Raw genomic sequence first — 26375 nt, forward strand, 5'->3', positions numbered from 1 at the left:
ATGGTAGACTACACAACCCCCGTCACGACCGCTTTCGAGATGCAGCGTGCGACGATCGAACAGAGCCAGAAGGCCCTCGAACAGAGCGTCTCCTTCCAGAAGAACGTCAACAGCGCCGTCATCGACAGCCTCGACACGCAGGAGTCGGCCCAGCGCCGCGGCGTCGAGCTCTCGAAGACCGCCTTCCACAGCTACCTCGACGCCGTCGAGACGACCGTCCCCGGCATGGCCGGCCCGATCAACGAGATCCGACAGGCCGTCGACGAGCAGTACGACTTCCTGCTCGAGAACCACGCGGAAGTCTTCGACAACCTCGAGAGCGAGATGACCGAGGGCGCCGACGCCTACGACGAACTGACCGAGGACTACCTCAACGCCGTCGAGGAGCAAGTCGACATGCTCGTCGAGGCCCACGAGGAACTCGAGTCCCAGTCCGTCGAGGTGGCCCAGCAGTACGGCGACCAGCTCGAAGAGGTCCAGGAGCAGGTCGAGGAGATCCAAGAGCAGGTCGAGGAAGTGCAGTCCCAGGCCGCCGACGCCGTCGAGGCGTAACGAACCAGCCGTTTTTTGTGCGTTACAGCGCGAGTTACTACACACCAATGAGCGATACCAACCAGATGCAGGACAATTGGGCGGAGATGGTCGAACAGATGAACGACGCGGTCGCCGATTCGATGGAGCAGAACATGAAGGCACAGGCCGCCTTCGTCGAGTCGTGGGCCGACGCCGTCGAGGACTCCCTCCCGAAGGAAGACGAGCTCTCCGAGGGGCTACAGGGCTACAACCAGGCCTACGAGGAGTGGATGAACGCGGCAGAGCAGATGGTCGAGCGCTCGGCGGACGCCGCACAGGGCGAGGACGTCGACCCCTCGGAGTTCCGCGACATCTGGCTCCAGTCGGCCAACGAGGCGTTCAAACACGTCATGGGCACCTCGGCCTTCGCGGCCGCCAACGGCCAGCTCGTCGAGTCCATGATGGAGATGCAACAGGAGGCCGACGAACTCAACCAGGACGCCATCGCTCAGATGGGCTTCCCGACCCGCGACGACATGGACGAGGTCGCGGAGCGCCTCCTCGAAGTCGAGCGCCGTCAGCACGCCGTCGAAGAGAAGCTCGACCGCGTCCTCGAACACCTAGAAGAGTAACTCATGTCCAGTAACCAATTCAACCCGTTCGCGGCCGCGCTCGACTGGCAGACCAAGACGCTCGAATCCATGTCCGAGGCCGCAGAGACGAGCCAGATCGCCGACGAGCGACTCGAGCTGATGGAGTCCGTCGAAGTCGGCCAGACGCCGAGCGAAGTCGTCTACGAGGAGAACAAGCTCGAGCTCCTCCACTACGACGCCGAGGCCGCCGGTATCGAGGTCGACGAGGAGGACAAGGAGTCGGTCCCTATCCTCATCGTCTACGCGCTCATCAACCGGCCGTACATCCTCGACCTACAGGAGGAGCGCTCGGTCGTGCGCCGCCTGCTCGAAGCGGGCCACGACGTCTACCTCCTCGACTGGAACGAGCCCTCGCGCCTCGACCAGCACCTGACCCTCGACGACTACGTCAACCGCTACATCGACAACTGCGTCGACGTCGTCCGCGAGCGCTCCGGCCAGGATAGGATCAACATTCTCGGCTACTGCATGGGCGGCACCATGTCGGTGATGTACGCCGCGCTCCACCGGGAGAAGGTGAACGCGCTCGGTCTCATGGCCGCAGGACTCTGTTTCGACCAGACCGGCGGCGTCCTCGAAGAGTGGGGCTCCGATGAGTACTACGACCCCGAGGACGTCGTCGAGACGTTCGGCAACGTCCCCGCGGACATGCTCGACATCGGCTTCGCGCTGATGGACCCCGTCGACAACTACGTCTCGAAGTACATCCGCCTCGCGGAGAACTTAGAGAACGAGGCGTTCGTCGAGAACTTCGGCCGGATGGAGAAGTGGCTCGGCGACGGCATCGACATGGCCGGAGACACCTACGTCCAGTTCCTCAAAGACGTCTATCAGGACAACAAACTGTACAAGAACGAACTGGAAGTCGGCGGTGAACACGTCGACCTCGATAATCTCGACATGCCCGTCCTCCAGTTGATGGGCGAGTACGACCACCTCATCCCACCGGAGGCCTCGAAGCCGTTCAACGACGTCATCCCGAGCGAGGACACGCGGACCATCGAGTTCTCGACGGGTCACATCGGCCTCTCGGTCTCCTCGTCGACCCACGCCGACCTCTGGCCCGAGGTCGCCGAGTGGTACAAGGAGCGCAACCGGCAGGACGAAGAGGACGAAGAGGTCGACATCGAGGTCGAATCGCCCGACGAGGTCGCCGAGGAAGCCGTCGAAGACGTCGCGGAAGACGTCGACGAGGCCACCGACGCGGCCGCCACCGAGGACGTCGGCACCGAGCCCGCCGCCGACGTCGAGACCGTCGACGGCATCGGCCCGACCTACGCCGACCGCCTCCACGAGGCCGGCGTCGACACCGTGGACGACCTGAAGGGATACGACGCCGCCGAGATCGCCGAACTGGCCGAGACGACCGAGTCTCGCGCCCAGGAGTGGCTCGACCAGCTGTAACTCGATCGGCGACTCTTTTTCCTCGCGCTCGCCCAAGGAGAGCCATGCGCGTCTCCGTCATCGGCGGTTCGAGAGTGTCCGACGATCAGTACCGAGAAGCACGCACCGTCGGCCGACTGCTCGCTAAAGCGGGCCACGAAGTCGTCTGCGGTGGGCTGACCGGCGTCATGGAAGCGGTCTGTCGCGGCGCGAGCGACGAGGGCGGCCACACTATCGGCATCCTCCCCGGCGAGCGCCGCGCCGCCGCCAACGACTACGTGGACACCGTCGTCGCCACCGGCCTCGGGAACGCCCGGAACGTCCTCGTCGTGATGAACGGCGCGGCGGTCATCGCCATCGACGGCAAGGCCGGAACGCTCTCGGAACTTGGCCACGCGCTCGATCTGGGCCGGCCGGTCGCGGGGCTGGGCACGCACGAACTCGACGAACTGGACGGCATCGAACACGTCGACAGCCCGGAGGCGGCCGTCGAGCACGTCGAATCGACGGTGTAGCCGCCGACGGATCACTCCAGCCAGTCGACGAAACTGCCGTCGAGAAGCGTCTCGCGCTGGTGGCGGATGTACGCCGACTGCATCCCCCAGATGGCCTCCGCCAGCGGGACCTTCTCCTCGACGCGCCGGCGGACGTACTCGTGTTTCCAGCGGGCCGGAGTGAGCCGCCGGTCGGCGCGTTCGCGCAGCGGTCGGATGTACTCGTGGGCCTCCTCCGTCGAGAGGCCGTGCAGCTCCAGTCCCTCGCGGGCCAGTTCGAACAGCTCGCCGTAGATCTCGTCGGTCGCCGTCGTCGTCTCGCCGTCGGCGGTTATCCACTCGATGTCCGCCCGTAGTCCGTCCTCGACGGCGGCGTAGAAGTTGTCCTCGGCGGTCTCCCACTCCTGTGACTGGATCGGGTGTTCGAGTTTCGGCAGGCTCTCCATCAGCCCCGCGAAGAGCGCCTCGAAGGCGATGGCGTCGTCGACGGTGGGCTGGGCCGGGAGCGGGCGGAACTCGATGCGGGCGTTGGCCGCCGAACGGGTCGCTCCCTCGAAGACCGGGCGAACCCACCGCCAGTACGAGCCGTGTTTGTGTCGCAGGTGAACGAAGCCGTCGTCGAAGCGCGTCCCGGACTGGAGTTCCATCGGGACGATGGTGTCGTCCTCGACGATGTCGTCGATGGCGTCCTCGACGGTCTCGAAATCTGGCGGGAAACAGACCTTCGGCGGCGTCGGGTCGTCTTCCGGCGGGTTGAGAACGGACTCGAAGACGCCGATGCGGTTCTCCATGTGCGCGTCGTCGACGATCTCCTCGTCGGGCGCGTCGTCGTAGAGGTCCGGCGGGAAGAACGGGGCGTTGACGCCGAGTGCCAGCACCGGCCCGGCGACGCGCAGCGCGTAGCTGAAGTACTCGGGGAGGTCCGGCGCGTGGGGGATCTGGTAGTGGGGCTGGATAGAGGTGATGAGCGCCTCGGGCATCACCGACTCCGCCCGCAGCGAGACGTGGGGCGCATCGAGTTCGAACGCCGACGGGTAGTCGGTGTTGGCCATCGTGTGATAGCGCACCGAATCGGACATGTTGGTCCCGATGCAGATGCCGTCCTCCTCGACGGCGTCACAGAGGTACTCGCGGGCGGTCTCGCCGGTCGGCGGCACCGTCCACATCCCGTCGGAGACGAGCCGGATCCCCTCGGTGCCGAGCCGTTCCTGGGCCGGCATCAGCGACGACTTCAGTTCGTGGCGCTGGGCCGCGAGCCCGTGGGAGTTCAGCGGCACGGGGCTGGTCTGCATCTCCGCGTTGTGGAGGCCGAGTTCCTTCTCGAAGCCGACGAGTTCGAGTAACTGTCTGGGCACGCGACGGAGGGCATCGGTCTGGTCGTCGACGGCGTACAGCTCCAATTCCATCCCGACGATGGCCTCGGTGTTGTCGAACGTCCCCGACCGGACCTCCTCTTTGAGCAACTCGGCCTCTTCGCGCGCTCGCGTCTGGAACGCCTCGGCGTCCACGTCGAGCGCCTGCGCGACCGCCGCGGCCAGTTCCGATGCCGACATAGCCGCCGGTTCACGGCGCGAGGTGTTAAGCGTGGCCCAGTCGCTTCGCCCGGTCGCATAGCGTCACGGAGCTACAGTAGCTCGCCGACGTCGCTCATCCCGACGTCCCCGAGATTCCAGTAACGCTTTCAGTCACAGTAGCTCGCCGACGTCGCTCACTCCCGACGTCCCCGAAATTACAGTGACACCTCGAATCACAGTAGCTCGCCGACGTCGCTCCGCGCCTCGCCCAGCGGGTCCGTCTCGCCGAGCGGCGACGACAGCGCCCCCTCGACGGCGTCTCGGGCCGCCGGGAGCGGGTCGTGGCTCTCGACGTACGCCGCCAGCGCGAAGGTCCGCTCGCCGACGCCGGTCAGTTCCATCGCGTCGCGTCGCGAGAGATCACCGGTCAACCAGTCGCGGACGATCTCGCGTCCCCGAGGCCCGACCGGCGAGACCTGCTCGCCGAGCAGGTGAAGCGTCTTGGCGGCGGTCACCGGCGGCACCTCCGCGGCGTGGCCGCAGGCGTCGACGGCGGTCCCGCCCGCGTACGCCTCGACGACGGTCGCCGCCTCGCTCGCCGAACACGGCAACGACTCCTCGAACGGGCACAGCCGCTCAGTCAGCGACGCGTCAGTGTCGTCGACGGCCGCGACCCCACACTCCCGCTGGCGTTCGGTCACCTCGATGCCAGCGGCGATTTCCGATAGCCCCATTGGAATAAATTCCTTCCTTTTTGGATTTAATACTGCCGGCTTCTCGGCGGGAGCGGAGCCGTTGCCGATCCTCGATACCTACCGGTTACCGGTAGGTAGATTGCGCCGAAAACCGCCGCACAACCGCCGTAGCATCGGTTTTTTAACCCCCTCGCCGGTCGTAGCTCGAAGTACGATGAGCGCAACGACGGCAGGCTGCCCCGAATGTGACGGATCGCTTCGAAAAGACGGCTGTGAGACGGTGTGTTCTCACTGCGGGCTCGTGGTCAGCGAGGACGCCATCGACCGCGGTCCCGAGTGGCGCAGCTTCGAGGACGACGACACCGAACGCGCCCGCACCGGCGCGCCGCTGACCCGGTCTCGCCACGACCGCGGTCTCTCGACGGAGATCGGTCGCTCGACGCGTCTCAAGGGGCGCAAGCGCCGCCAGTTCGCCCGGCTTCGCCGCGAGCACCGGCGTGCGCAGGTGAGTTCGAAACGCGAGCGAAATCAGATATACGCCTTCACCGAGATCCGGCGCGTCGTCGGCTCGCTGGGGCTCTCGAAGAATATCCGCGACCGGGCCTGCGTGTTGTTCGAGTCCGCACAGAACGCGGACCTCCTGCAGGGGCGGTCCCTGGAGGGATTCGCCGCCGCCACGGTGTACGCCACCTGTCGGACGGAGGGCGTCGCCAGAACCGTCGAGGAGCTGTGTCGGGCCGCGCGGGCCGACCCGAGCGAACTCCGGGCGGCCTACGACGCGCTCAACCGCGACCTCGGACTGCCGACGGGACCGATCGACCCCCGCGAGTACGTCCCCCGGTTCGCCACGGCGCTCGACCTCCCCGATCCGGTTCGCACTCGCGCGGAACGGCTGGTCGATGAGGCACGCGAGCGGGGGATCGTCGGCGGTCGCAACCCCGCCGGCGTCGCCGCGGCCTGTCTATATACCGCCGCCCGCGAACGGGGCGTCGAGCTAACCCAGGCAGAAGCGGCCGACGCCGCGGACGTGACGCCGGTGACGCTGCGCGGGACCTACACCGACCTACAGGAGTGAACCGCGTCGGCGAGCGCCTCGAAGGCGGCGGTCGCGGGGGCGTCGGGTGCCGTCTCGCTGACGGGGTGACCGTGGCGCTGCGCCGCGGCGAGGGGCTCGCTGTTGGGGACCGGGACGACCGGTGCGCCGAACCGATCGGCGATCGCGTGGGTCGTCGGGTCGGGTCCCGACCGGTTGAGAACCACGCGACAGAGCCCCGCGTCCAGTTCCCGCGCGAGTTCGCGGACCCGCAACGCATCTGCGAGCGCCGCGGCTCCGGGAGCGGTGACCAAAATCGCCGCGTCGGCGACGGCGAGCGGTAGCCCGACGTCGGCGCGGAGCCCCGCGGGCGAGTCGACGACCACCCAGCGGTACGCTCGGTCCAACTCGGTCAGCGCGTCGGCGAGCGCCGTCGGGTCGGCCGCCCGCGCCCCCGCGAGCGTCCGACCGCAGGGAACCGTCGTCACCGGCCCGTCCGACCGGACGGCCTCGTGGGGGGTCGCCCGCCCCGCGAGCACGTCGTGGAGGTCCGGGCCGCGACTCGCCGGGAGGTCGGCCATCGCGAGGTCGCCGTCCACGACGACGCCGCGGAGTTCGGAGGCCAGATTGTACGCGACCGTCGACTTCCCGACGCCGCCTTTGCCGCCGGTGACTGTCAGGATCATGCGAGCCGAGCCAGCGTCTCGACGGGGACGCCGGCAGCCGCGCGACGGTCCGCGAGCGTCTCGGCGCGCGCTGCCACCGCTCGGAGGCGTCTTTCATCGCGTTCCGCCGCGTTCGCGAGCGCTCTGACCTCGGCTAGCCCGCCCGCGTCCCCGACCGCAGTCGTCGCTTCCCGGAGCGTCTCGGCGGCGGCCAGCGCCTCGGCGCGGTCGACCCGACGAGTCATCTCGGCGAGCCACGAATCGACGGCGTCCGGTAGTCGAACCGACGACTCCGGTGACGGAGTCGATGCTGGAGATTGCGGCTCAGACGGCTCGTTGATAGCTCCGTCGACCGGGACGGCGTCCGCCGGCGGCGACGGGTCGCCGAGTTCGCGCACGACGTCGGCGGCGGTTTCGGTTCGGTCGTCGACCGGAACGGCGTCGGGAGCCGGCGTCGCGTCGCGGAGTTCGGCGGCGGGGTCTGCCGGCGGCGCGGGCGTCGCGTAGCCCAGCGCGTGCGATCCCGGCCCGACGACGGCCTCGAACCCCGAGTCGGTCCATCCCGCTTCCGGCATGCCCTGTCGGCGCGGCGGCCACACCGGCCCGTCGAGGCGATTCCGGACCCGAACGCGCGTCGGTTCGTCGATCTCCCACAGCCGGGCGGTGACCAGCGTCACCCCGTCGCGTCGGGTAGTCGCGCAGTCGAAGCTGACCATGCCTCGACCTGGTCCCGCGTTCCGATTTAAAGCTCAGCAACGGATAACCGGCGCGTCGAGCGCCGCGGCGGCGGCCGCCGGATGTTCGAAGCGGTCGACTTCGAGGACCACCGGCGCGTCGGTTCGTGCGACCCGGAGTATCGAGAGCGCCGCGGGCACCGGCGACGCGTCGAACGGGTCCGTCGGCGTCGAACCGGGGAGCGCGTCGAGCGCCGCGACGAACCGCCCTCGTAGCCGGTCGACGAGCACCGCTCGGGCGTCGCGCCGGCGATTGGCCAGCCGGTCGGCCACTCGTCGTCGCTCGGCGCGGCGGTCCCGGTACGAGCGTGCGACCGCTCGCCGCCGCTCCCGGCTCTGGGCTGCGGCCGTCCGCTCGGTCTCCCGTTCGCTGAGCGCGCCGGTCGCCTCCCGAACGGACCGTCGTGCATCGTCGGTGTCCGCTCCCAGCGCCTCTCGCGCGGCCAGTCGACCGCGCGCCGTCGCGGCGTCCTCCCGGAGCGCCGCGATCGCCGATTCGGCCACCGGATCGTGGGCCGGTGGTAACGACGGCTCATCGGGGTCGAGCGACGCCAACTTCTCTCGGAGCGCGGCGATCTCGCCGTCGTGTGGCGTCCCGATGCCGCGGGACCGGGCGGCGGCCGCGAGCGCCGTCCGCGTACGGAGCCCCATCTCCGGAGAGACGCGCCCGCAGTAGTCGTAGACCGGCGTCGGACCGGGAGCGGAAAGCGCGGGTAGACACCGTTCACCGCGAACCGCCGCGGCGATGGCCGCCCCGCTGACCCCCCTCGCGCGGAGATCGACGACGCGACCCTCGTACGTAGTCCCGCCGACGGTCAGTCTCACAGCTTCTCACCTCGCATCGCCGCCGGATCGGGGAAGTCCCGGCCCGACGCGAACCGCTCGTATGGCGTCGAGGGCTGATCGCGCGACTCGTAGGCGCTCGCGGCCTTGCGGACGTGTTCGGGCGCGTCCGCGGGTTCGAACGGCACGACGCGCTCTAGCTGGACGTCCAGTCCGTGTTTCTCCTGGAGTCTGAGCGCCTGGAACGCGCCGAACTCCGTCCACTCCAGCAGCGCCGCTCGACCGAACTGACGGACCACGCACCCCTCGTGTGCCCGACAGACGTTCCGCAGGTCGCGTCGAGCCCCCCGCGAGTAGGTTACGACCAGTAGCACCGAGCGTGGGGACCCGCCATAATTATATAAAATTTACCAATTCAGTCCTGCAACATCCCGCGCGTGCGAACCGTGCGTTCCCCGTCGCGGCACTCGATGCTGGCGGCGACCCCGTCGAGACGGTCGATCATGGAGTTCCGGCCTCCGTCGCCGCGTGGAAGGGTCCTTTCACCTCACTCGACGGCAACGACGGTGAACGAGCCGGGATCGTCAAGGAGCGCCTCGACTCGGTCTCGGGCGTCGGGACCGGACGAGGCGAGGACGACGACGCCGTCGGCCGGGCCGTCGCCGCTCGCTCGATACGCTTGCAGGTCTCCCTCGAAGTCCGCGGCGTAGGTCCGCAGTACGCCGCGTACCGTCGCTTCGAGGTCCGAGAGCGAGCACTCGCCGGCCTCGAAGGTCGCGAGCGCGTCCTCGACGTTCCGGAGTGCGGAGATGCGGTCCATCTACGTCGTCCTGAGGTGGTCGGTGCGGGGCTCGTACACCTCGCCTTTCTGCTTGAGCTTCTCGATCTCGTGTTCGGCCTTCGACTCGTCGATGCCGACCTCCTCGGCGCGTTCGACGACGACGTCGATGGGCGCGCCCTCGTCGTACTCGTCCTCGATGTCGGCGATGATCCCCCGGATGTTCTGGATGCGGTCGCGCTGGCTCTTCGAGGTGCCGGTCTCGACCACGTCGGCGTCGAACTCCCCGGTCTCGGGGTCCACGCCGATTTCTTTGAGACAGTAGTGAGCGATGTCGACCGCGCGGTCGGCGTCCTCTTTCTCGACGGTGTCGGCGAGTCGGATGCGCGCCGAGGCCTCCGCGAGGCGGACGAGCGCTTCGAGTTTCCGGGCGGTCACCGGCACCGGCGCGTCCTCGTCCTGTCCCTTCAACCGGAGGTCGACGTAGAAGTCCTCGATGACCGATTTCGCCTCCTCGGTCATCGTCGGGAAGCAGTTTCGCTTCGCGTAGGCGATGTACTTCCGCAGGAGGTCGGGTTCGATGGTCGGTGCGACCTCGTCCGTGACGGTGTCGACCTCTTCCTCGGAGAAGTTCGAAGTGGCGTTCTCGACCCGGTGGGTGTTCAGTTCGCCCGCGTAGTTCGTCTGAATGATGTGCTGAGCGAGGTTGCGGTCCTCCTCCTCGTCGGGCTGGTCGGTGACCGTGAAGATGAGGTCGAACCGCGAGATGAGCGCCGGCTCTAAGTCTATCTGCTCGCCGATGGGTTCGTACTGGTCGAAGCGACCGTACTTGGGGTTGGCCGCACCCAGCAGCGAACAGCGACTCTTGAGCGTGGCGTTTATTCCGGCTTTAGAGACGCTGATACGCTGTTGTTCGAGCGCCTCGTGCATGGCCGAACGGTCTTCCGACGACATCTTATCCAGCTCGTCGACAGCGGCGATGCCTTGGTCGGCCAGCACGAGCGCCCCCGCTTCGAGCGTCCACTGCTGGCCGTCGCCGAAGTCGTCTCGGACCGCTGCCGCCGTGAGCCCTGCCGAACTGGACCCTTTCCCCGAGGTGTAGACCGAGCGCGGCGCTATTTCTCTGATATATGACAACATCTGCGATTTGCCGGTTCCGGGGTCCCCTATCAGCAACATATGGAGGTCTCCACGTATCCGAGAACCGTCAGGAAGCTCCTTGGTGACCCCCGAGAAGAGCTGGAGCATCATGGCGAGTTTCTCCTTCTCGTAGCCGTAGATGGAGGGGGCGATGGCACCGACCATCTTCTCGTAGATGTCGGGTTCGTTGGAGAGTTCGACGATCTCCTTCTTGTCGGCGTCGGTGATCTCCATGTCCTCGAACTGCTCGTCCTCGATGACAATGCTGATACCGTCCATGTAGATGTCGAACATCGGGGACTTGTCCTGGTCCGACCCCTGCTGATCGAGTTTGAGGATGCCGGTGGCGCGGACGTGGTCGCCGGCGGTGACCTTCCCCGTGATGTCGTCCTCGATATTGATGTCGATCGACTGGGGTGTCTCCCCGCCGCGCAGTCCCTCCGGCGATTCCTGCACCCGTATCTTCTGGGCGTCGATGAACTCCGACTGGTCGGTGTTTAAGCGGAACGGGCCCTGTCGCTCACAGCCCTGACACTCGTGGGGTTCCTGGAAGTCGCCGGCGGCCTGCGGGATGCGGGTGAGCGTCCCACAGCGCTGGCACTCGAAGGCGGCGGTGAGGACCTTCGGGCGCACGTCCGTCGCCTTGCGGACGATGCCCTGGACGGCGATGAGGTTACCGTGGTGTTCGTGGCGGATCTCGCGGATGTCCTCGGACTCGGGGAGGTTCTGAACGCGGACGTGGGCCTGTCCGAGCGAGACGTCGACCGGGAGGTCGTAGAGGCGAAGCGCCTCCTCGGCGAACTCCTGTAACTGCTCGGGCTTGGTCCGGTAGTCGTCGGCGAGGTCCGGGTCGAACCGATAGAGGTCCTGCCAGTCGACGTAGAGCGATTTCTGATCGTTCGGATATTTCTGGGCGAGTTCACCGATCTCGTTGCGGTAGTAGTTGCGGTAGAACTCCTCGAAGCGGTCGATGAGTTCGGTGTTCTCGGCGGTCGCCATTTGAGTGCACAGAGGTAACGCCCACTCGCCTAAGAAGGTTCGCAAAGGATGGTGAAAGTGGTCGACGGCGGGAGCGAACTCGGGGGCGACAGATGGGTCGACCGCGAAACGAGGGGGTGGGGTCGGTCTATTCGAATTCTCGAAGTGAGTTACTCACCGAGGCTGCGAAGCCCCTCGTAACACGCCCCGATGGGGTGATAGCCCGGCTCGACCTCCGGGCCGTCGCCGGTCGGGTACACCTCGTTGTCGGCGTCGACGCGTTCGTACCAGTTGCCCGCCGGCGCGACCATCGTATCGAGGGCATACGTCCAGAAGCGGTCGTACCACTCCCGGTAGCGTTCGTCGCCGGTGCGTTCCGCGAGCGCGGCGGCGGCCCCAATGGCCTCTGCGACTTCCCAACTGTACTTATCGTCGACGACCGGGTCGCCGTCCTCGTCAAGCGAGTAGTAGAAGCCGCCGCGGTCGTCGTCCCAGCCGTCCAGCGCCGTCTCGAACAGCTCGGTCGCTCGCTCGCGCGGCCACTCGGCGTCGTGGTGGCGGTCGAGGACCGAGAGGAGTTTCGCCCACTCGGCGTGGTGACCGGGCTGGTACCCCCACGGTCGGAACTGGTGGGCCGGCTCGTCGCGGTTGTACGCGAAGTCCTGCGTCCAGTCGGCGTCGTAGTGCTCCCAGACGCGGCCGTCGGTCGCCGCCGCCAGGTCGACGCACAGCGACTCGGCGATGGTCGCCGCCCGGTCGAGGTAGCGGCCCTCGCCGGTGACCTCGTGGGCGACCAGCGACGCCTCGCAGGCGTGCATGTTGGCGTTCTGCCCGCGGTAGGGCTCGGCCTCGGTCCAGTCGGCGTCGTAGGCGCTCCGATAGAGACCGTGATCGGGCTCGTAGAACCGGTCGTCGAGGAGCTCCCACACCTCGTCGAGATACGTTTCGGCGTTCGGCACGCCCGCCTCGGCCGCGCGAGCGTACGCGAGGACGACGAACGCGTGGCCGTAACAGATTCGCCGCGACTCGGCGGGCGTGGTGCCCTCCAAGAGCCAGTGATAGCCGCCGCGCTCGGCGTCTCTGAACTCGCCGTGGAGGAACTCGACGCCGCGCTCGGCGGCCTCGAACCACCGCTCGTCGCCGAACAGCTCGCTCGCCAGCGCGAAGTTTCGCGTGAAACGCGCAGTCGCCACGAGGTGCTTGCTATCGGCGTCGTACACCTCGCCGGTCTCGTAGTCCAGTTGCGCGACGAAGCCGCCGTGTTCCTCGTCGATGCAGGCGGGGTAGTAGAAGTCGAGGACCGCCCGAATGCGCTCGCGGAGCCAGTCGGCGTCGGCGTAGTCGGTCATGGGTCGGCTAATCGCGGGGGGCCGGCAAGAGCGTTGTGCCGGCGGAAGAAGCGAACGCGCCGGGCCGCTCGCCGGTCACTCCTCCTCGTCTTCGGTCGGCCAGGTGACGCTCCCGAGGAAGGGGACGCCGATGCGCTGGGCCGAGCGCGCGATCATGTGCGCGCCGGTCGGCACCGTCAGGAAGAGGAAGACGATGCCGATGAGCGACGGCAGGCCGGCTCCGCCCGGCCCGAAGTGGACGAAGCCGGCGAGGAAGACGGAGGCGGTCCCGAGCGTCGTCGGCTTGCTGGTGGCGTGCATCCGGTTGTAGACGTTCGGGAGGCGGATGAGCCCGACGGTGCCGACCAGCAGGAAGAAACAGCCGACGGCGATCAGCCCAACGACGACCCACTGCCGGAGGAGCGCGACGGTTACCACGGGCGCTCACCTCCCGCCGGTGTGGAGTTCGTATCGGAGTTCGCGCGGTCGAGCGGTCGCGAACGCTCGGCGAGCGGTGCGGTCGAGGGGAGACGTTGCCGTGTCATTCTTGCTCCTCCCGTCGCTCGATGATGTCGCCCTCGGTGACGAACTTCGCGACGGTGATGGTCGAGAGGAACCCGATGATGGCCAGCACGAGGCTGACGGTGACGAACAGGCCGCGGCCGGTCTTCAGTGCGAACAGCACCGCAAGCGCCACGACGTTCGTGCCGATGGCGTCGAGCGCGACGACGCGGTCGGGGACGGTCGGCCCCTTGACGACCCGGTAGCTACAGAGGATACAGAGGGCGCTGACGAGGACGATGCCGACGTCCGCCGCCGTCGTCACGACGGTCTCCTCAGCGACCATCGCCGGCCCTCCCTTCGTCGCCGTCGTCGACGCCCGACTCCGGAGCCCCCTCGTCTTCGGCCGCCTCGTCGTCGACGCGTAACTGGTCCCCGCCCAGCAACCCGCCGGGCATCATCGGCGCGCGCTGGGGCTCGGGCGGCCCGTCCTCGGGCGTGTTCTGTATCGGCGGGGCGGGGTCGTCCGGGGAGCGCTCCTCGTCGAAGATGGCGAGGGCGTATCGCTCCCAGGCCCGTATGGGTTCGACGACCGATTCGAGGTCGCTCCCCTGAATGGAGTGGACGTACAGCGCGTTCTGTTCGGGGTCGTGATCGAGCGTGACGGTCCCCGGCGTGATGGTGATGCTGTTGGCGATGGTCGTGATGCCCAGGTCCGTCTCGACGCGGAGCGGGACCAGGATCACCTCCGGCTCCAGCGGCATCCCCGGCAGCAGCACTCGGCGAGCGACGTCGACGTTCGCGACGACGACCTCGCGGGCGAAGACGGCGAGGAAGCCCGCCACGGCCGGGAGCGTCGAGACCGTCCGACGGAGGTCGAACGTGTCGTCGTACAGCCGTCGGAAGACGAACGCCACCGGGAAGCCGACGGCGAGGCCGAAGAGGAACTGACCGAGGAACGCCGCCGCGGTGAACTCCGGCCCGCGGACGAACACCCAGAGGACCCCGAAGACGACGCCGGCGATCGGCCAGCGACGGGTCACTGGCCGCCACCTCCGCGGGGGGCGACGGCGTCGACGTACGCGCTGCGGTCCAGCGCCGCCTCCGCGGCGGCCTCGGCGAACTCGTAGACCGGGTCGAAGCCCACGCCGACGGCGAGGACGACCAGCGCCAGCGCCGCCAGTATCGAGAGCTGGCCGCGGTCGAGGGTCGCGGTCGCGACCGCCTCCGTCTGCTCGCCCCAGAAGCCCCTGACCCACGCGCGGGAGGCGTACAGGAGCGTGAACAGCGCGCCCGCGAGCAGCGTGGCGATGGCGGTAGCGGGGACTAACCCGGGTGCCGCGGCGTAGCGCGCGGCCGCCGTCTCGAAGACGAGGAACTTCCCGAAGAAGCCGGTCAGCGGCGGCACGCCGATGATGGAGACGCAGCCGATCAGGAAGACCCCGCCCAGCGCGGGCGAGAACGCGGCCAGCCCGCCGAGTCGAGAGATGTTCGTCGTCCCGGCGGCCCCGCGGACCGCCGCCGTCGAGAGGAACAGCAGCGACTTCGTCAGCGCGTGGTGGAGCGCGTAGACAAGCGCCGCGGCGAGCGCGAGCCGGCGGAACGAGGCGGACTGGGCCGCCGCGGCGAACGACACCGGCAGGACGATGAACCCGACCTGTCCGACGCTGGAGTACGCGAAGACGCCGTCGAGGCGGCTCTGCCCGATCGCGCCGAAACCGCCGACGACGATGCTCGCCGCCCCCATCGCGAACAGGACCGGGGCGAGGAAGGCCAGCGGCGAGTTCCCGCTGATGGGGCCGAACTCCGTCGGCAGCGACGCCCCGGCGAAGACGACGAAGTAGAGCCGGACGACGGCGTAGACGCCGACCTTCTTGGTCACGCCGGCCAGCATCGCCGCGATGGGGAGCGGGGCCGACCGGTAGGCCGCCGGGACCCAGAACTGGAAGGGGACGAGCCCGGCCTTGAGCGCGAACGTCACGAACAGCAGCGCCGAGAGCCCGACCACGGGGGCCACGTCGACGCCGTAGGCCGCCGGCGCGGCCAGTCGCCGGGACATGTCGGCCATGTTGAGCGTCCCCGTCGTGGCGTAGAGCCCGCCGATGGCGAGCAACATCACGGCGCTCCCGATGACGTTCAGGACGAGGTAGCGGAACGCGGCGGCGGTGTGGGGAGCCTCACCGTAGAAGGCGACGAAGACGTAGCTGGCCATCAGCATCACCTCGAACCAGACGAAGAGGTTGAACAGGTCGCCGGTGAGGAAGGCCCCGGTGACGCCCAGCAGCAGGCAGTGAAAGAGCGGGTGATAGAACACCCGCTGGTTCTGCTCGTCGATGAACCGCACCGAGAACGCGACGGCCGAGAGCGTCACGACCGCGGCGATGACGAGCATGAAGACCGCGAGCGCGTCGGCGACGAGCGTGATGCCGAAGGGGGCCGGCCAGCCGCCGATCTGGTAGACCAGCGGCGTCGGCTCGGCCGGCGACAGCATCACCCGCCACGTCAGGAGGCCGACGACGGCGGCGTAGACCGCGCCGCCGAGGACGCTCACCGCTCGCTGTGCCGCCCGCGCGCTCCGCAGTCCCAGCACGGCGAGGATAGTCCCGAGCGCGACGAGCATCGGCGCGACGACGATGTGGGGGGGCACGCTACCGCCACCTCTGGACGTCGACGGTCTCGTTCTCCTCGTAGGCGCGATACGACAGGACCAGCGCCAGCGCGGTCGTGCCGAGGCTGATGACGATGGCGGTCAACACCAGCGCCTGGACAACCGGGTCAGCGGTTTCGGGGACTTCCCCGCCGTGAGTCGCGAGTATCGGCACCTGCGTGAAGCTCCCCTCGGCGACGCCGCCCATCGAGATGAGGTAGACGTTCGCCGCCTGCGAGAGGACGGCGACGCCCCAGACGACCCGCACGAGGTCCCGGCGGAGCAGGAGGAAGGTCCCCAGCGCGAACAGGCCGCCGACGACGGTAGCGAGCGCGAGGCTCATTCGGCTCCCACCACCGAGACGATGGTCAGCAGGCCGCCGACGACGACGCCGTAGATGCCGAGGTCGAACAGGAGCGCGCTCGCCAGTTCGACCTCGTGATAGATCGGCACGCCGTGGAAGACGACGAACGACTGCGAGAGGAACGGCTCGCCGAACAGCAGCCCCGCGACGCCGCTGACCACGGCCAGCCCGAGCCCGAGGGAGAACAGCCGCCGGTAGGCGGTGACGATGCGGCGCTCGAAGATGCCCCCGCCCGACTCGACCTCCCGGTCGAGGACCTCCATCTCCACGTAGTCCAGTCCGTACGCGACGTAGACGAGGACGAGCGCCGCCGTCGTCAGGACGCCGCCGATGAACCCGCCGCCCGGTAGCTTGTGGCCCTGCAGGAGCAGCAGGATCGCGACGACGAGGACGATGGGGACGACGACCCTGATGGTCGTCCTGGTGATGGTCGTCGTCACTCCGTCTCACCCCGGTTGCGCATCGTCAGCAGCACCATCACCGCGATGGCGGCGATGGCGATGACGAAGCTCTCGCCGAGCGTGTCGAACCCGCGGTAGTCGACGAGCACGACGTTGACGACGTTCGTCCCGCCGGCCCTCGGGACCGCCTGCGAGACGTAGTACTCGGCGATGGCCGTCGGGGCCTCGTTCGCGCCGCGGCCCGCGACCAGCACCGAGACGAACGCCGCCGCGCCGACCGCGAGCGAGATCGCCCCGTCGGTGAGGGCGACCCTGGCGTCTACGTCGTGGTAGAACGCCGGCACCCGGTCGAGCACGAGGAGGAATATCAGCAGGACGAGCGTCTCGACGATGAGCTGGGTCAGCGCCAGGTCCGGCGCGCTGGCGAGGACGTAGAAGATGGCGATCATGAACCCCAGAATCGATAGCGTGAGCACGCCGGCGACGTGCGAGGGGGCCGTCAGGATCGCGCCACCGGCCACGAGCGCCACCGCGAGGACGAGCGCCACCGCGAGGGGGACGCCGAGTTCCGGGGTCGGCCGGACGGCGACGTCGGCGGCGACGAACCCGACGAGCGCGAGCGCGCTGGCCGACCCGAGCGCCCAGAGGACGTAGGTCCGCAGCGCCCCGCCGTGGACGACGGCGTCGAGGCGGATGCTGGTGGTCGTGGCCCCGTCGACCAGCCGGTCGTACCACCGATTGGGCCACAGCGGCGTCCCGGCGCTGATGACGCGGTCGACGCCCGTTTGGAGGCGGTCGCGGGCCGGGAACGCGGCGAATCCGAGTGCGAACGTCGTCAGGGACATCGCGACCGGTCCCGAGAGGTGGGTCGGGATGACGGCGTGGATCGCGTGTACCTCGGTCGCCGTTGCGTCGGCGGCCGCCTGGACGGCGACGTCGACGGCCGCTTGCGGGACGAGTCCGACGACCGCCGCGACCAGCGCCAGCGCTCCGGCCGGTGCGAGCAGTCCAGTGGAGGGGCGGCCCGCGACTTCCAGCTCCGAGGGCCGATCCCCGAGGAATATCCAGAGGAACCGCAGCGAGTAGACGACGGTGAGCGCGCTCGCGAGGACGGCGACCGTCGGGTAGACCCACGCGAGCCCGCCGGCCGTGACCGCCGTCTCGTAGGCCGCCTTGAACAGCAGCTCCTTCGAGTAGAAGCCGTTGAACGGCGGGAGACCGGCCATCGAGAGCGTCCCGACGACCGTTATTGCCGCCGTCACCGGGAGCTCCCGCCAGAGCCCTCCGAGGCGGTTGAGGTTGCGCGTGCCGGCCTCGTGGACGACGATGCCGGCCACCAGGAACAGCGCCGCCTTGAACAGCCCGTGGTTCAGGAGGTGGAAGCTCCCCGCCTGCGGGCCGTAGTACGACCCGAAGCCGAAGGCGGCGACCAGCAGGCCGAGGTGACTCGCCGTCGAGTACGCCAGCAGTTCCTTGCTGTCGCTCGCGACCACCGCCAGCGTCGCGCCGACGAGCATCGTCGCCAGTCCCAGCGTCGCGAACAGCGCCGTCCACTCGGGCCCGAGGAACAGCGGCCGGACGCGGCCGACGAAGTAGACGCCCACCTTCACCATCGTCGCCGAGTGCAGGAACGCCGACACCGGCGTCGGCGCGACCATCGCGTTGGGCAGCCAGAAGTGAAGCGGCACCTGCGCGGACTTCGCGCCGGCCGCGATAGCCAGCAAGCCCAACACCGGGAGGAACAGCCCCGACTCGCGCAGCGCCGCCCGGACCGCCTCGCCGTTCGCGAGTATCGCCGCGAGGTCGAACGTGGTGCCGCCGAGCGGGCCGCCGGCGGCCACCGCGAGCAACAAGAGGCCGGCCAGCAGGCAGAGCCCGCTGCCGACGGTGACGACCATCGCCATCCGGGCGGCGTAGCGCGAGTCGTCGCTGGTCGTCTCGTGGCCGATGAGCAGGAACGAACAGACGCTCGTCAGCTCCCAACAGAGGAAGAGGACGACCATGTCCGCCGCGAACGCGACGCCGAGTATCGACCCCATGAACGCCAGCAACACGCCGTAGTACCGCCCGAGGTTCTCCCCGCCGTGCATGTACGTCGCCGAGTAGGTGAACACGACGACGCCGACGCCGCTGGCCAGCAGCGCGAACAGCAGCGCCCACCCGTCGACGGCGAAGCGGACCGCGACGCCGAGCGACGGGATCCAGGGGACGGCGACGACGCCCTCCGCGCCGAGTTGCGTGCTCACGAGCGCGAACGACGACGCCGCGACGAGCGCGCCGACGTACCCGGTCCGGTCGCCGAGCGCCCGGTAGAGCGGCGGCGCTGTCAGCGCGGCGAGGAACGGGAGTGCCACGGCAGCGGCTACGACGGAAAAATCGGGGGCCATCGAGTGCATCCACGTACTGCCAGCGCACACTTAGTCCCTGTTGCCGGCCACCCCGGAGACTTCGAGCGGCCAGCGTTCCTCGAATCGGTACTCGTCGGCCCAGTTGATGCTGGCTTGGGACTGCTTCGGCGCTTCGACGCGGAGTTGCATCCGAGAGTCGAATTCGCGTTCGCCGACGACGTGAAGTGATTTCGGCGGCGCGAAAATCGGTCGATAAGCGGTAAATCAGCGTAGAAGTGGGACCACCCGGATTCGAACCGGGGTCACGAGCACCCAAGGCTCGGAGTATACCACTAACCCATGGTCCCGCATATACTTCTCTCCGCGTAACCGAGTAAAGCGTTTCGTTGAGGAACGCCCCGTGTCACGCGGGAGCGAGGCCCCAGAAGAAGGCGATGCCGAGCGTCGTCACGACGGCGAAGACGGCCTGTAGCGGCGCGCCGACCTTCACGTAGTCGGTGAACCGGTAGCCGCCGGGACCGTAGACCAATAAGTTGGTCTGATAGCCGACGGGGGTCATGAATGCCGTCGAGGCCGCGAACGTCACCGCGAGGACGAACGCGAAGGCGTTTGCCTCCAGTTGCCGGGCGGCCTCGACGGCGACGGGGATCATCAGCACCACCGAGGCGTTGTTCGAGATGACGTTTGTCAGCAGCGCGGTGACGACGTACATCAGCCCCAGCACGACGATGGCGGGCAGGCCGGGGGCGGCCAGGACGAACGCCTCGGCGAGTAAGTCCGCACCGCCGGTCTCCTGCAGGGCGATGCCGAGCGGGATGACCCCCGCGAGCAGGAAGATGACGTCCCACTGGACGGCGTCGTACAGTTCCGGCGGGCGGAGACAGCCGGTGAGGATCATCGCCACCGCACCGGCGAGCGCCGAGACGACGATGTGGATGGGCGTCAGGGCGGCGACGGCGACGACGGCGGCGACGATGCCGACGGCGACGGGGATCTTCGACCGGCGGTAATCGGGCCGTTCGACCTCCTGTGCGACGATGAAGTCGTTGTTGACGTTGAGGCGGTCGATGCTGTCGGCCGTCGCCTGGACGAGGAGGGTGTCGCCGACCTTCAGGCCGACGCGGTCCATCCGCTGGCGGAACAGCTCGCGACCGCGGCGAAGCGCCAGCACCGTCGCGTCGTAGCGCTGTCGGAAGTTCGCCGAGGTCAGCGTCTCACCGACGAGCGACGACCCCGGCGAGACGACGATCTCCACGAGGTTCTGCTGTTCGCTCGCGCGTTCGAGTTCGGCGTCGTCCACGTCCACCTCCGGGAGGAGGTCGAGCCCCTCGGCGTCGAGTAGGTCCACGAGCGTGTCCCGGTCGGTCCGGAGCGCGAAGACGTCGCCCGCCTGGATGGTCTTGGGATCGAGCGGTTCGAGGAAGGTCCGCTTGCCGCGGATGAGCTGGATGACGTCCACGTCGAAGTCGGTCTCGGCCAGCGCCTCGCGAACCGTCTGGCCGACGATGGGGGAGTCCTCGCGGACGACGACCTCGGTGAGGTACTCGCCCATCTCGAACTCGTCGGTGAGGTCCTCGCGGGCCGGGATGCGTCCGGGGACGAGCCATCGGCCGATCGTCAGCAGATAGATTGTGCCCACGAGGGTGACGACGATTCCCAACTGGGTGAACTCGAACATCGAGAACGGCTGACCGAGTAAGTCCGCCGACAGCTGCGAGGCGAGGATGTTCGTCGAGGTGCCGATGAGTGTGAGCATCCCGCCGAACATCGAGGCGTAGGAGAGCGGCAAGAGCAGTTTCGACGGCGATATCTTCCCGCTGTGGGCGATGTCGGTCACCATCGGCAGGAGGATGGCGACGGCGGCGGTGTTGTTGATGAACCCCGAGATGGGGCCGACCAGACCGACGGTCGCCCCGAGTTGTCGCGTCTCGTCGTCGCCGGTCAGCGAGGCGAGTTTCGAGCCGAGAATCTGGACGATGCCGGTCCGCTGGACGCCGTCGGAGAGGATGAACATCGCCAGCACGGTGATGGTCGCCGTCGAGGCGAAGCCCGAGAGCCCCTGTGTCAGCGGCGAGACGCCGTCGCCGGGCTGGTGGAGGATGTAGATCGGCTCGGCCAACACGCCGGCCTGGACGAGCGACTCGGTGGTCGGTTCGACGAGCATCAGCGCGACCATCACGCCGATCGCGGTCACGTCAACGGGCAGCGCCTCGGTGGCGAAGAGGGCGAGCGCGACGAGTATCAGCGCGAACACGAACGCCATCCCTGGCGTGACGGGTGGCAGCGACACACCGGGGAGTGGACTGGCGGTAGCAAAAGCGTGGGGATTTCGCCGAGGTCACTCCCCGCTCGTCTCGGCGTCGATATCGGCCAGTAGCGCCTCGTAGCTCCGGGCGAAGGTCGCGGTCTCCCGGAGCGAGTTCGCGGCGACCCGAAACACGGGGACGGCGAGTCGGCCGTCCCACCCGCTGACGACGACGACGGCCTCGTGGTCGGTCTCGTCGCTCCACTCGCCGGCGAGGTCCCGGACCAGCACCTCGCCGAAGTAGCTCCCGAGTTCTCGCGTGACGCTCGTGAAAGCGCGGTCGTCGAACGTCGCCTCGCTGCCGAACGTCGCGTCCGCGAACCGGTCGCCGTCCCACTCCGACTCGACGAGGTCGTCCAACCGGGAGAGCGACTCCGGCGTGAAATCGAGGTCGCGCTCGCCCCAGAACTCCGCGAAGTCGGTCGCCGTCTCGGCGTACTCGGCGCTGAGGTCCTCGGTGGCGGGAGACGATTCGGCGGTCGAGTCGACCGGTGGCGGGTCGGTGGCCGGAGAGTCCGAAGCGGCGGACGGACCAGCCGACGGCGGGTCTCCGGCCGGGCCGTCAGCGTCGCCAGCGTCGGGCGCGGTTCCCGCGTCGGCGTCGCCTCGTTCGTCGGTCGCGTCGGCGAACGCCCGCGGCTCCGAGGCGGCTCCGCCCTCGACCTCGGCAGCGTCGGCCGCCGGTCCCTCGGCCTCGCCTATCAGTTCCGAGTCGTCCGCGGGCCCCTCGCCCGCTCGGTCGTCCTGCTCCGGATCCGCCGTGGATTCCGTCGTCGCTCGGCCGTCCGGTTCCGAGTCGTCGGCGTCGCTCGACTCGTCGTCGGCCGACTCGTCTTCGCTGCCGCCGACCGCGCGGCGGACCTTATCGAACAGCCCCATGGACGGGCGAAGACGGCCGAACCACAAGAAGGTGTGGCCCTACTGCTCCTCGCGCAGTTCCATCTCGGCGACGATGTCGTAGGGGTCCAGTCCCTTGCGGATGCCGTCGAGCAACTGGAAGGACTCGTCGGGCGCGAGGAAGTGCCGCGTGACGGCTCGCCCGAGCGGCGTCGGCGAGAGGCCGTCGATGAAGTCGTACTCCAGCAGTTTCCCGAGCGCGTGTTTGGTCGGCAGTTCGCCGATCATCCGGTCGTTGAGCCGCTTGGCCTGCTTGCCGGCGACGGTGACGTTCGCCAGCGTCTCCTCGACGGCCGCGCCCTCGTCGTAGCGGGTGATGACCGGTTCCATCTCCCCCTTGAGGAGTTTGAACGCCACCTCGTCCTCGGTCATCTCCATGCTGTTGTGATACGAGCAGTCGGGTTCGACGAGGAGGTACACCGTCCCCTTGTCGTGGTAGTCCGGCCGCCCCGCCCGGCCGAGCATCTGGCTGAACTCCTGGACGGTGAGCCACTCGATGCCCATCGCCAGCGAGTCGAAGATGACCTGCGAGGCGGGGAAGTCCACGCCGGCCGCCAGCGCCGCGGTCGTGACGACGGCCGCCAGCTCTTGGTCGGCGAACTGCCGTTCGACCTGCTGGCGCTTGCGGTTGTCCAGTCCGGCGTGATACGGCGCGGAGCTGTAGTTGAGTTTGCGGGAGATCTGGTGACAGCGCCGCCGGGAGTTGGTGAAGATGATGGTCTGGCCGCGGTACCCCTTGCTCGATTTCGTGTCGAACGCGCGCTTGACCAGCTTGTTCTCGGTGTCGATCTTCTCGCGGCCGTCGGCGAAGGTGAGGTGGCGCTCGATGGGGACCGGTCGCTCCTCGAACTCGACTAGATTCGCCCGGAGCTTCTTCGCGAGTTGGCCGGGGTTGCCGACCGTCGCCGAGAGGTAGATCCACTGCGTGTCGCCGCTGTGCTCGCTGGCGTTGCCCGCTCGCTTGTCCCGGGACGCCTCCGTCGTCCCGCGCTCGCAGTAGTACTTCAGCCGGGAGATGAGGCCGTCGAGTCGGTGGCCGCGCTCGTCCTCGCCGAGCGTGTGCACCTCGTCGATGACGACGGTGCCGATATTGCCCAGGTCCTTGCCCGTCCGCAGCGCGTGATCGATCCCCTCGTAGGTGCCGACGATGACGTCGGCGTCGGGGTCGAAGCGACCCCCTTCGTCGGCGATGCGACTCGCGCCGACCCGCAGGGAGACGTCGACCATGTCGCCGTAGCGCTCCTGGAACGACTCGTACTTCTGGTTGGCCAGCGCCACCAGCGGGACGAGAAACAGCATCGTCCCCTTGCCGTTCAAGACGCGGTCCAGCCCTGCCATCTCGCCGATGAGGGTCTTCCCCGTCGCCGTCGCGGAGACGACCAGCTGGTCCGCGCCGTCGGTCGCGCCGTGTTCCACCGCGAGGCTCTGGACCGGCAACAGCGTCTCGAAGCGGCCTTCGAGGTGTTGCTGGATGCCCGGGTGCAGCCCCAGCGAATTGACGGCGACGGGCTCTACGTCCTCCGTCGTCGCCGAGATCTCGTCGAATTTCGTCAGGTCGGGGTCGAGTTGCCCCGACAGCAGGTTCGTGATGCGCTCTAGGTCCTGCACTTCGAGCAGGAGGTCTTCGAGGCGCGCGCGGGCGTCGCCGGTGATGTCGCCCTGGAAGGCGAGTTCGCGGTCCAGTTCCTCGCGGGCGCAGGACGGGCAGATGGTCTCCCCGTCGGCCTCGATGGCCGTCTCGCTCGTGATCGGCGAATAGCGCCCCGCGTTCGAACAGTACCGACAGGTCCGGACGACCTTCGCGTCGAGTTGGTAGCCGTCGAGCATCTCGCGGATGCGGTCGCGGGCGTTGGGCGAGGTCTGCTCGGAGATGCGGATGCGGGCCGCTCGGCGGGCGAGTTCGACGAACTGGTCGGGCGATCGGAGGTCCTCGCTGGTCCCGTCCCTGATGCGGAGCCGGCGGGGCCGCGGCCCCGCATCGGTCTCCTTCAGTTCGAGGACGCCGTGAAAGAGTCGCCCGCCATCGCGGTTGGCGACTACCCGCACGTCCTCGCCGTGTTCGTGGAGGAACAGCGTATCCACCTGTGCGGCCTGCTGAGACACGACCGTATGTACGGCGGGGGACCTACTTCAGTCACTCGACACGGAACCGACGAAAGCGGCGTTCGGTTCGTCGTGAGCGATTGGGTCGGTGCAAGCAGCCGGCTTTGTCGAAATCCTCGACAGACGACGTATTCCGACTCGGTGTGGTCAATATAGGTGAAGCGGTCATCGAGGCGGCGAGCGAGATCGCCGAACTGTGTTGGCAATCATCTCCTGAATATAGGAGACGTATCCACCGATTTCGGCGGGCTCGCCGTAGTCCTCATTTCGAAAGGTAGGCGGCCACGTCGGTCGAGGAGATCATCCCGACGTAATCGTCGTCAACGACGGGGAGGTGTTTGACACCGTACGTGGTCATCATCGCGGCGACCTCCTCCATATAATTGTCCGGAGAGGCGGTTTCGACGTCGGTCGTCATTATATCCGATACCTGTAACTCCGAGACGTTTCGCCCGTCAGCCACGGCGGCGAGTACGTCGGTACTGCTGATGATGGCCCGCGGTGTAGTTCTGACAACCAGAGCGTTGACTTCCTTCCCTCTCATCTGTTGTACGGCTTCCTCGACCGTTGCATCCGCCGAGATCATCTCGAGGGGGCTTGACATGACTTCTTCGACAGTAACTCTATCGCTGGAGCTCATACTCTCAGAGACGAACGCAAGTACCAAGATAGTTTCTCGTACCGGCAACGGCCCTCTCTTCAGAGCCGAGAGCGTGCCGGAAGATTTCCATTTTTCTGGATAGGAGGATATAAAGAATGGGAGCGCGCTCGGTGGGGTCTTTCTGGCGCTATATCTCTCCCCTCGATAGCAGCGATGCACCCGACAACTGCTAGCCCACAGCGCGCTTAAGTCGCGCCGCCGACAACGTATCGTATGCGTCGGTTTCGAATCGGGAGCGCCTTCGGCATCCCCATTCAGCTCGATTTGACCTTTCTGTTAGTCTTGCCGCTGTTCGCGTGGATTATCGGCACGGAGATAGGGAATACGGTCGAACTGCTGAACGACACGCTCGGGGCGGGACTCGACCCCGCCGTGTTGGTCGACGGAAACCTCGTGTGGGTGCTCGGCGTCCTCGCCGCCGTCGGCCTCTTCACCGGCGTCGTGCTCCACGAACTGGGCCACTCGCTCGTCGCCATTCGGTACGGCTACCCCATCGACTCGATCACGCTGTGGCTCTTCGGCGGCATCGCGCAGCTGACGGAGATGCCCGAAGACTGGAAGCAGGAGCTGGCGATCGCCGTCGCCGGCCCCGCCGTCAGCGTCGCTCTCGGCGTGCTCTCCTACGTCGCGTTCGCCGTGCTCCCCGGAACGCAATCGGCGGCTATCGAGGGCGCGCGTTTCGTCTTCGCCTACCTGGCGCTGATGAACGTCGCGCTGGCGGTGTTCAACATGCTCCCGGGGTTCCCGATGGACGGCGGGCGCGTCCTGCGGGCGCTGCTCGCTCGCACCCGCTCGTACGCCCGCGCGACCCAGATCGCCGCCGAGGTCGGGAAGATATTCGCCGTCGGACTCGGCCTGTTCGGCCTGTTCGTCGCCAACAACCTCCTGCTGGCCGGCCTCGCCTTCTTCATCTACATCGGCGCACAGGGCGAGTCCCGCCAGATGACGATGCGGGCCGCCTTCGAGGGCGTCACCGTCAGGGACGTGATGACGCCCGCCGACCGCGTCACCGCGGTCACGCCGAAACAGTCCGTCACCGAGCTCATCCGGACGATGTTCGAGGAGCGCCACACCGGCTATCCCGTCGAGAAGGACGGCGAGATCGTCGGCCTCGTGACCTTAGAGGACGCCCGCGCGGTCCGGGAGGTCGAGCGCGACGCCTACACCGTCGGCGACGTGATGACGACCGACCTGGTCACGACCGGTCCCGAGACGGACGTGATGGACGCGCTGAGCCAACTCCAGGGCAACTCCGTGGGCCGGCTCATCGTCACCGACGAGGACGGCGAGTTCCTCGGCCTGCTCACTCGCACGGACATCATGACCGCCCTCTCCATCATCAAATCAAGCGACGCGTACGGGGTCGCCGACGACGCCGACTCACAGACGCTCCGGACGGAGTCCTGAAGGAGTGACCGAGATACCGGGATACGGACGGCGGGTACTAAGAGCGCGTC

At 67.9% G+C, this 26375-nt stretch carries 26 protein-coding genes and 1 tRNA gene; 6 read left to right on the forward strand and 21 right to left on the reverse strand.

Going from position 1 to position 26375, the window contains the following annotated elements:
• Genes GO488_RS13700 through GO488_RS13715 form a run of 4 tightly spaced genes read left to right on the forward strand, consistent with a single transcriptional unit; the run spans window position 1 to window position 3064 of the window.
• Window positions 1-552, forward strand: coding sequence for a hypothetical protein (locus GO488_RS13700; protein WP_162318383.1), 552 nt, complete (start codon window positions 1-3; stop codon window positions 550-552).
• 47 nt (window positions 553-599) lie between these two features.
• A complete protein-coding gene (locus GO488_RS13705) occupies window positions 600-1145 on the forward strand; it encodes a poly(R)-hydroxyalkanoic acid synthase subunit PhaE (protein ID WP_162318384.1) in 546 nt (181 codons plus the stop codon).
• A 3-nt stretch (window positions 1146-1148) separates the two neighbouring features.
• A complete protein-coding gene (phaC, locus tag GO488_RS13710) occupies window positions 1149-2570 on the forward strand; it encodes a poly(3-hydroxyalkanoate) polymerase subunit PhaC (RefSeq protein WP_162318385.1) in 1422 nt (473 codons plus the stop codon).
• Window positions 2571-2614: 44 nt separating this feature from the next.
• Entirely contained in the window at window positions 2615-3064 is a 450-nt protein-coding gene (locus tag GO488_RS13715; protein WP_162318386.1) for a TIGR00725 family protein, read from the forward strand.
• 11 nt (window positions 3065-3075) lie between these two features.
• Here GO488_RS13715 and GO488_RS13720 read toward each other — a convergent pair whose 3' ends face one another.
• Together GO488_RS13720 and GO488_RS13725 are read right to left on the reverse strand one after the other, a co-directional pair.
• Window positions 3076-4596 carry a glutamate-cysteine ligase family protein gene (locus GO488_RS13720; protein WP_162318387.1) on the reverse strand — a complete coding sequence of 507 codons (1521 nt, stop codon included), beginning with the start codon at window positions 4594-4596 and terminating at the stop codon, window positions 3076-3078.
• A 194-nt stretch (window positions 4597-4790) separates the two neighbouring features.
• Window positions 4791-5291 (reverse strand): DUF7858 family protein, encoded by a 501-nt coding sequence (locus GO488_RS13725; RefSeq protein ID WP_162318388.1) that lies wholly within the window; start codon window positions 5289-5291, stop codon window positions 4791-4793.
• 175 nt (window positions 5292-5466) lie between these two features.
• Between GO488_RS13725 and GO488_RS13730 the strand changes: the two genes are divergently transcribed.
• A complete protein-coding gene (locus tag GO488_RS13730) occupies window positions 5467-6327 on the forward strand; it encodes a transcription initiation factor IIB (RefSeq protein WP_162318389.1) in 861 nt (286 codons plus the stop codon).
• Here the strand turns inward: GO488_RS13730 and GO488_RS13735 are convergent.
• The 19 genes from GO488_RS13735 to GO488_RS13825 form a co-directional block, all read right to left on the reverse strand.
• A complete protein-coding gene (locus tag GO488_RS13735) occupies window positions 6306-6971 on the reverse strand; it encodes a MinD/ParA family ATP-binding protein (RefSeq protein ID WP_162318390.1) in 666 nt (221 codons plus the stop codon). The genes GO488_RS13730 and GO488_RS13735 overlap by 22 nt on opposite strands.
• Window positions 6968-7666: a DUF7857 domain-containing protein gene (locus GO488_RS13740; protein WP_162318391.1), complete on the reverse strand. Its 699-nt coding sequence runs from the start codon at window positions 7664-7666 to the stop codon at window positions 6968-6970. Before GO488_RS13740 ends, GO488_RS13735 begins: the two co-directional genes overlap by 4 nt.
• A gap of 33 nt (window positions 7667-7699) precedes the next feature.
• The gene (locus tag GO488_RS13745) at window positions 7700-8509 is read right to left on the reverse strand and encodes a DUF7856 family protein (protein ID WP_162318392.1); all 810 of its coding nucleotides are present in this window, start codon (window positions 8507-8509) and stop codon (window positions 7700-7702) included.
• A complete protein-coding gene (locus tag GO488_RS13750) occupies window positions 8506-8841 on the reverse strand; it encodes a DUF7855 family protein (RefSeq protein WP_162318393.1) in 336 nt (111 codons plus the stop codon). The genes GO488_RS13745 and GO488_RS13750 overlap by 4 nt, the downstream gene beginning before the upstream one ends.
• A 173-nt stretch (window positions 8842-9014) precedes the next feature.
• Window positions 9015-9287, reverse strand: coding sequence for a DUF7854 family protein (locus GO488_RS13755; RefSeq protein ID WP_162318394.1), 273 nt, complete (start codon window positions 9285-9287; stop codon window positions 9015-9017).
• Complete coding sequence (locus tag GO488_RS13760) at window positions 9288-11384, reverse strand: minichromosome maintenance protein MCM (protein WP_162318395.1); 2097 nt, start codon at window positions 11382-11384, stop codon at window positions 9288-9290.
• 149 nt (window positions 11385-11533) lie between these two features.
• A complete protein-coding gene (locus GO488_RS13765) occupies window positions 11534-12712 on the reverse strand; it encodes an AGE family epimerase/isomerase (RefSeq protein ID WP_162318396.1) in 1179 nt (392 codons plus the stop codon).
• Window positions 12713-12787: 75 nt separating this feature from the next.
• Window positions 12788-13129: a monovalent cation/H(+) antiporter subunit G gene (gene mnhG, locus GO488_RS13770; RefSeq protein WP_162318397.1), complete on the reverse strand. Its 342-nt coding sequence runs from the start codon at window positions 13127-13129 to the stop codon at window positions 12788-12790.
• Window positions 13130-13232: 103 nt separating this feature from the next.
• Window positions 13233-13538, reverse strand: coding sequence for an MrpF/PhaF family protein (locus tag GO488_RS13775; RefSeq protein WP_162318398.1), 306 nt, complete (start codon window positions 13536-13538; stop codon window positions 13233-13235).
• On the reverse strand, window positions 13528-14235 hold the full coding sequence (locus GO488_RS13780) for a Na+/H+ antiporter subunit E (protein WP_162318399.1): 708 nt from the start codon (window positions 14233-14235) through the stop codon (window positions 13528-13530). Before GO488_RS13780 ends, GO488_RS13775 begins: the two co-directional genes overlap by 11 nt.
• Entirely contained in the window at window positions 14232-15839 is a 1608-nt protein-coding gene (locus GO488_RS13785) for a complex I subunit 5 family protein (protein WP_241692944.1), read from the reverse strand. Before GO488_RS13785 ends, GO488_RS13780 begins: the two co-directional genes overlap by 4 nt.
• Before the next feature lies 1 nt (window position 15840).
• On the reverse strand, window positions 15841-16182 hold the full coding sequence (locus GO488_RS13790; RefSeq protein WP_162318400.1) for a sodium:proton antiporter: 342 nt from the start codon (window positions 16180-16182) through the stop codon (window positions 15841-15843).
• Window positions 16179-16643 (reverse strand): MnhB domain-containing protein, encoded by a 465-nt coding sequence (locus tag GO488_RS13795; protein ID WP_162318401.1) that lies wholly within the window; start codon window positions 16641-16643, stop codon window positions 16179-16181. The genes GO488_RS13790 and GO488_RS13795 overlap by 4 nt, the downstream gene beginning before the upstream one ends.
• Entirely contained in the window at window positions 16640-18991 is a 2352-nt protein-coding gene (gene mbhE / locus GO488_RS13800; protein WP_162318402.1) for a hydrogen gas-evolving membrane-bound hydrogenase subunit E, read from the reverse strand. Before mbhE ends, GO488_RS13795 begins: the two co-directional genes overlap by 4 nt.
• Window positions 18992-19228: 237 nt before the next feature.
• Window positions 19229-19299: transfer RNA gene (locus tag GO488_RS13805), tRNA-Pro, on the reverse strand.
• 56 nt (window positions 19300-19355) lie between these two features.
• Window positions 19356-21215, reverse strand: a complete 1860-nt coding sequence (locus GO488_RS13810) for an SLC13 family permease (RefSeq protein WP_162318655.1) — start codon at window positions 21213-21215, stop codon at window positions 19356-19358.
• 75 nt (window positions 21216-21290) lie between these two features.
• Complete coding sequence (locus tag GO488_RS13815; protein ID WP_162318403.1) at window positions 21291-22136, reverse strand: hypothetical protein; 846 nt, start codon at window positions 22134-22136, stop codon at window positions 21291-21293.
• Window positions 22137-22175: 39 nt separating this feature from the next.
• Window positions 22176-24257 carry a DEAD/DEAH box helicase gene (locus tag GO488_RS13820; RefSeq protein ID WP_162318404.1) on the reverse strand — a complete coding sequence of 694 codons (2082 nt, stop codon included), beginning with the start codon at window positions 24255-24257 and terminating at the stop codon, window positions 22176-22178.
• A 262-nt stretch (window positions 24258-24519) separates the two neighbouring features.
• A complete protein-coding gene (locus tag GO488_RS13825; protein ID WP_164509646.1) occupies window positions 24520-24897 on the reverse strand; it encodes a CBS domain-containing protein in 378 nt (125 codons plus the stop codon).
• 234 nt (window positions 24898-25131) lie between these two features.
• Here GO488_RS13825 and GO488_RS13830 point away from each other — a divergent pair, with 234 nt between their 5' ends.
• Window positions 25132-26325 (forward strand): site-2 protease family protein, encoded by a 1194-nt coding sequence (locus GO488_RS13830; RefSeq protein ID WP_162318405.1) that lies wholly within the window; start codon window positions 25132-25134, stop codon window positions 26323-26325.
• The last annotated feature ends 50 nt before the right edge of the window (window positions 26326-26375 follow it).

This window comes from Haloarcula limicola, from assembly GCF_010119205.1.
GTDB lineage: Archaea > Halobacteriota > Halobacteria > Halobacteriales > Haloarculaceae > Haloarcula > Haloarcula limicola.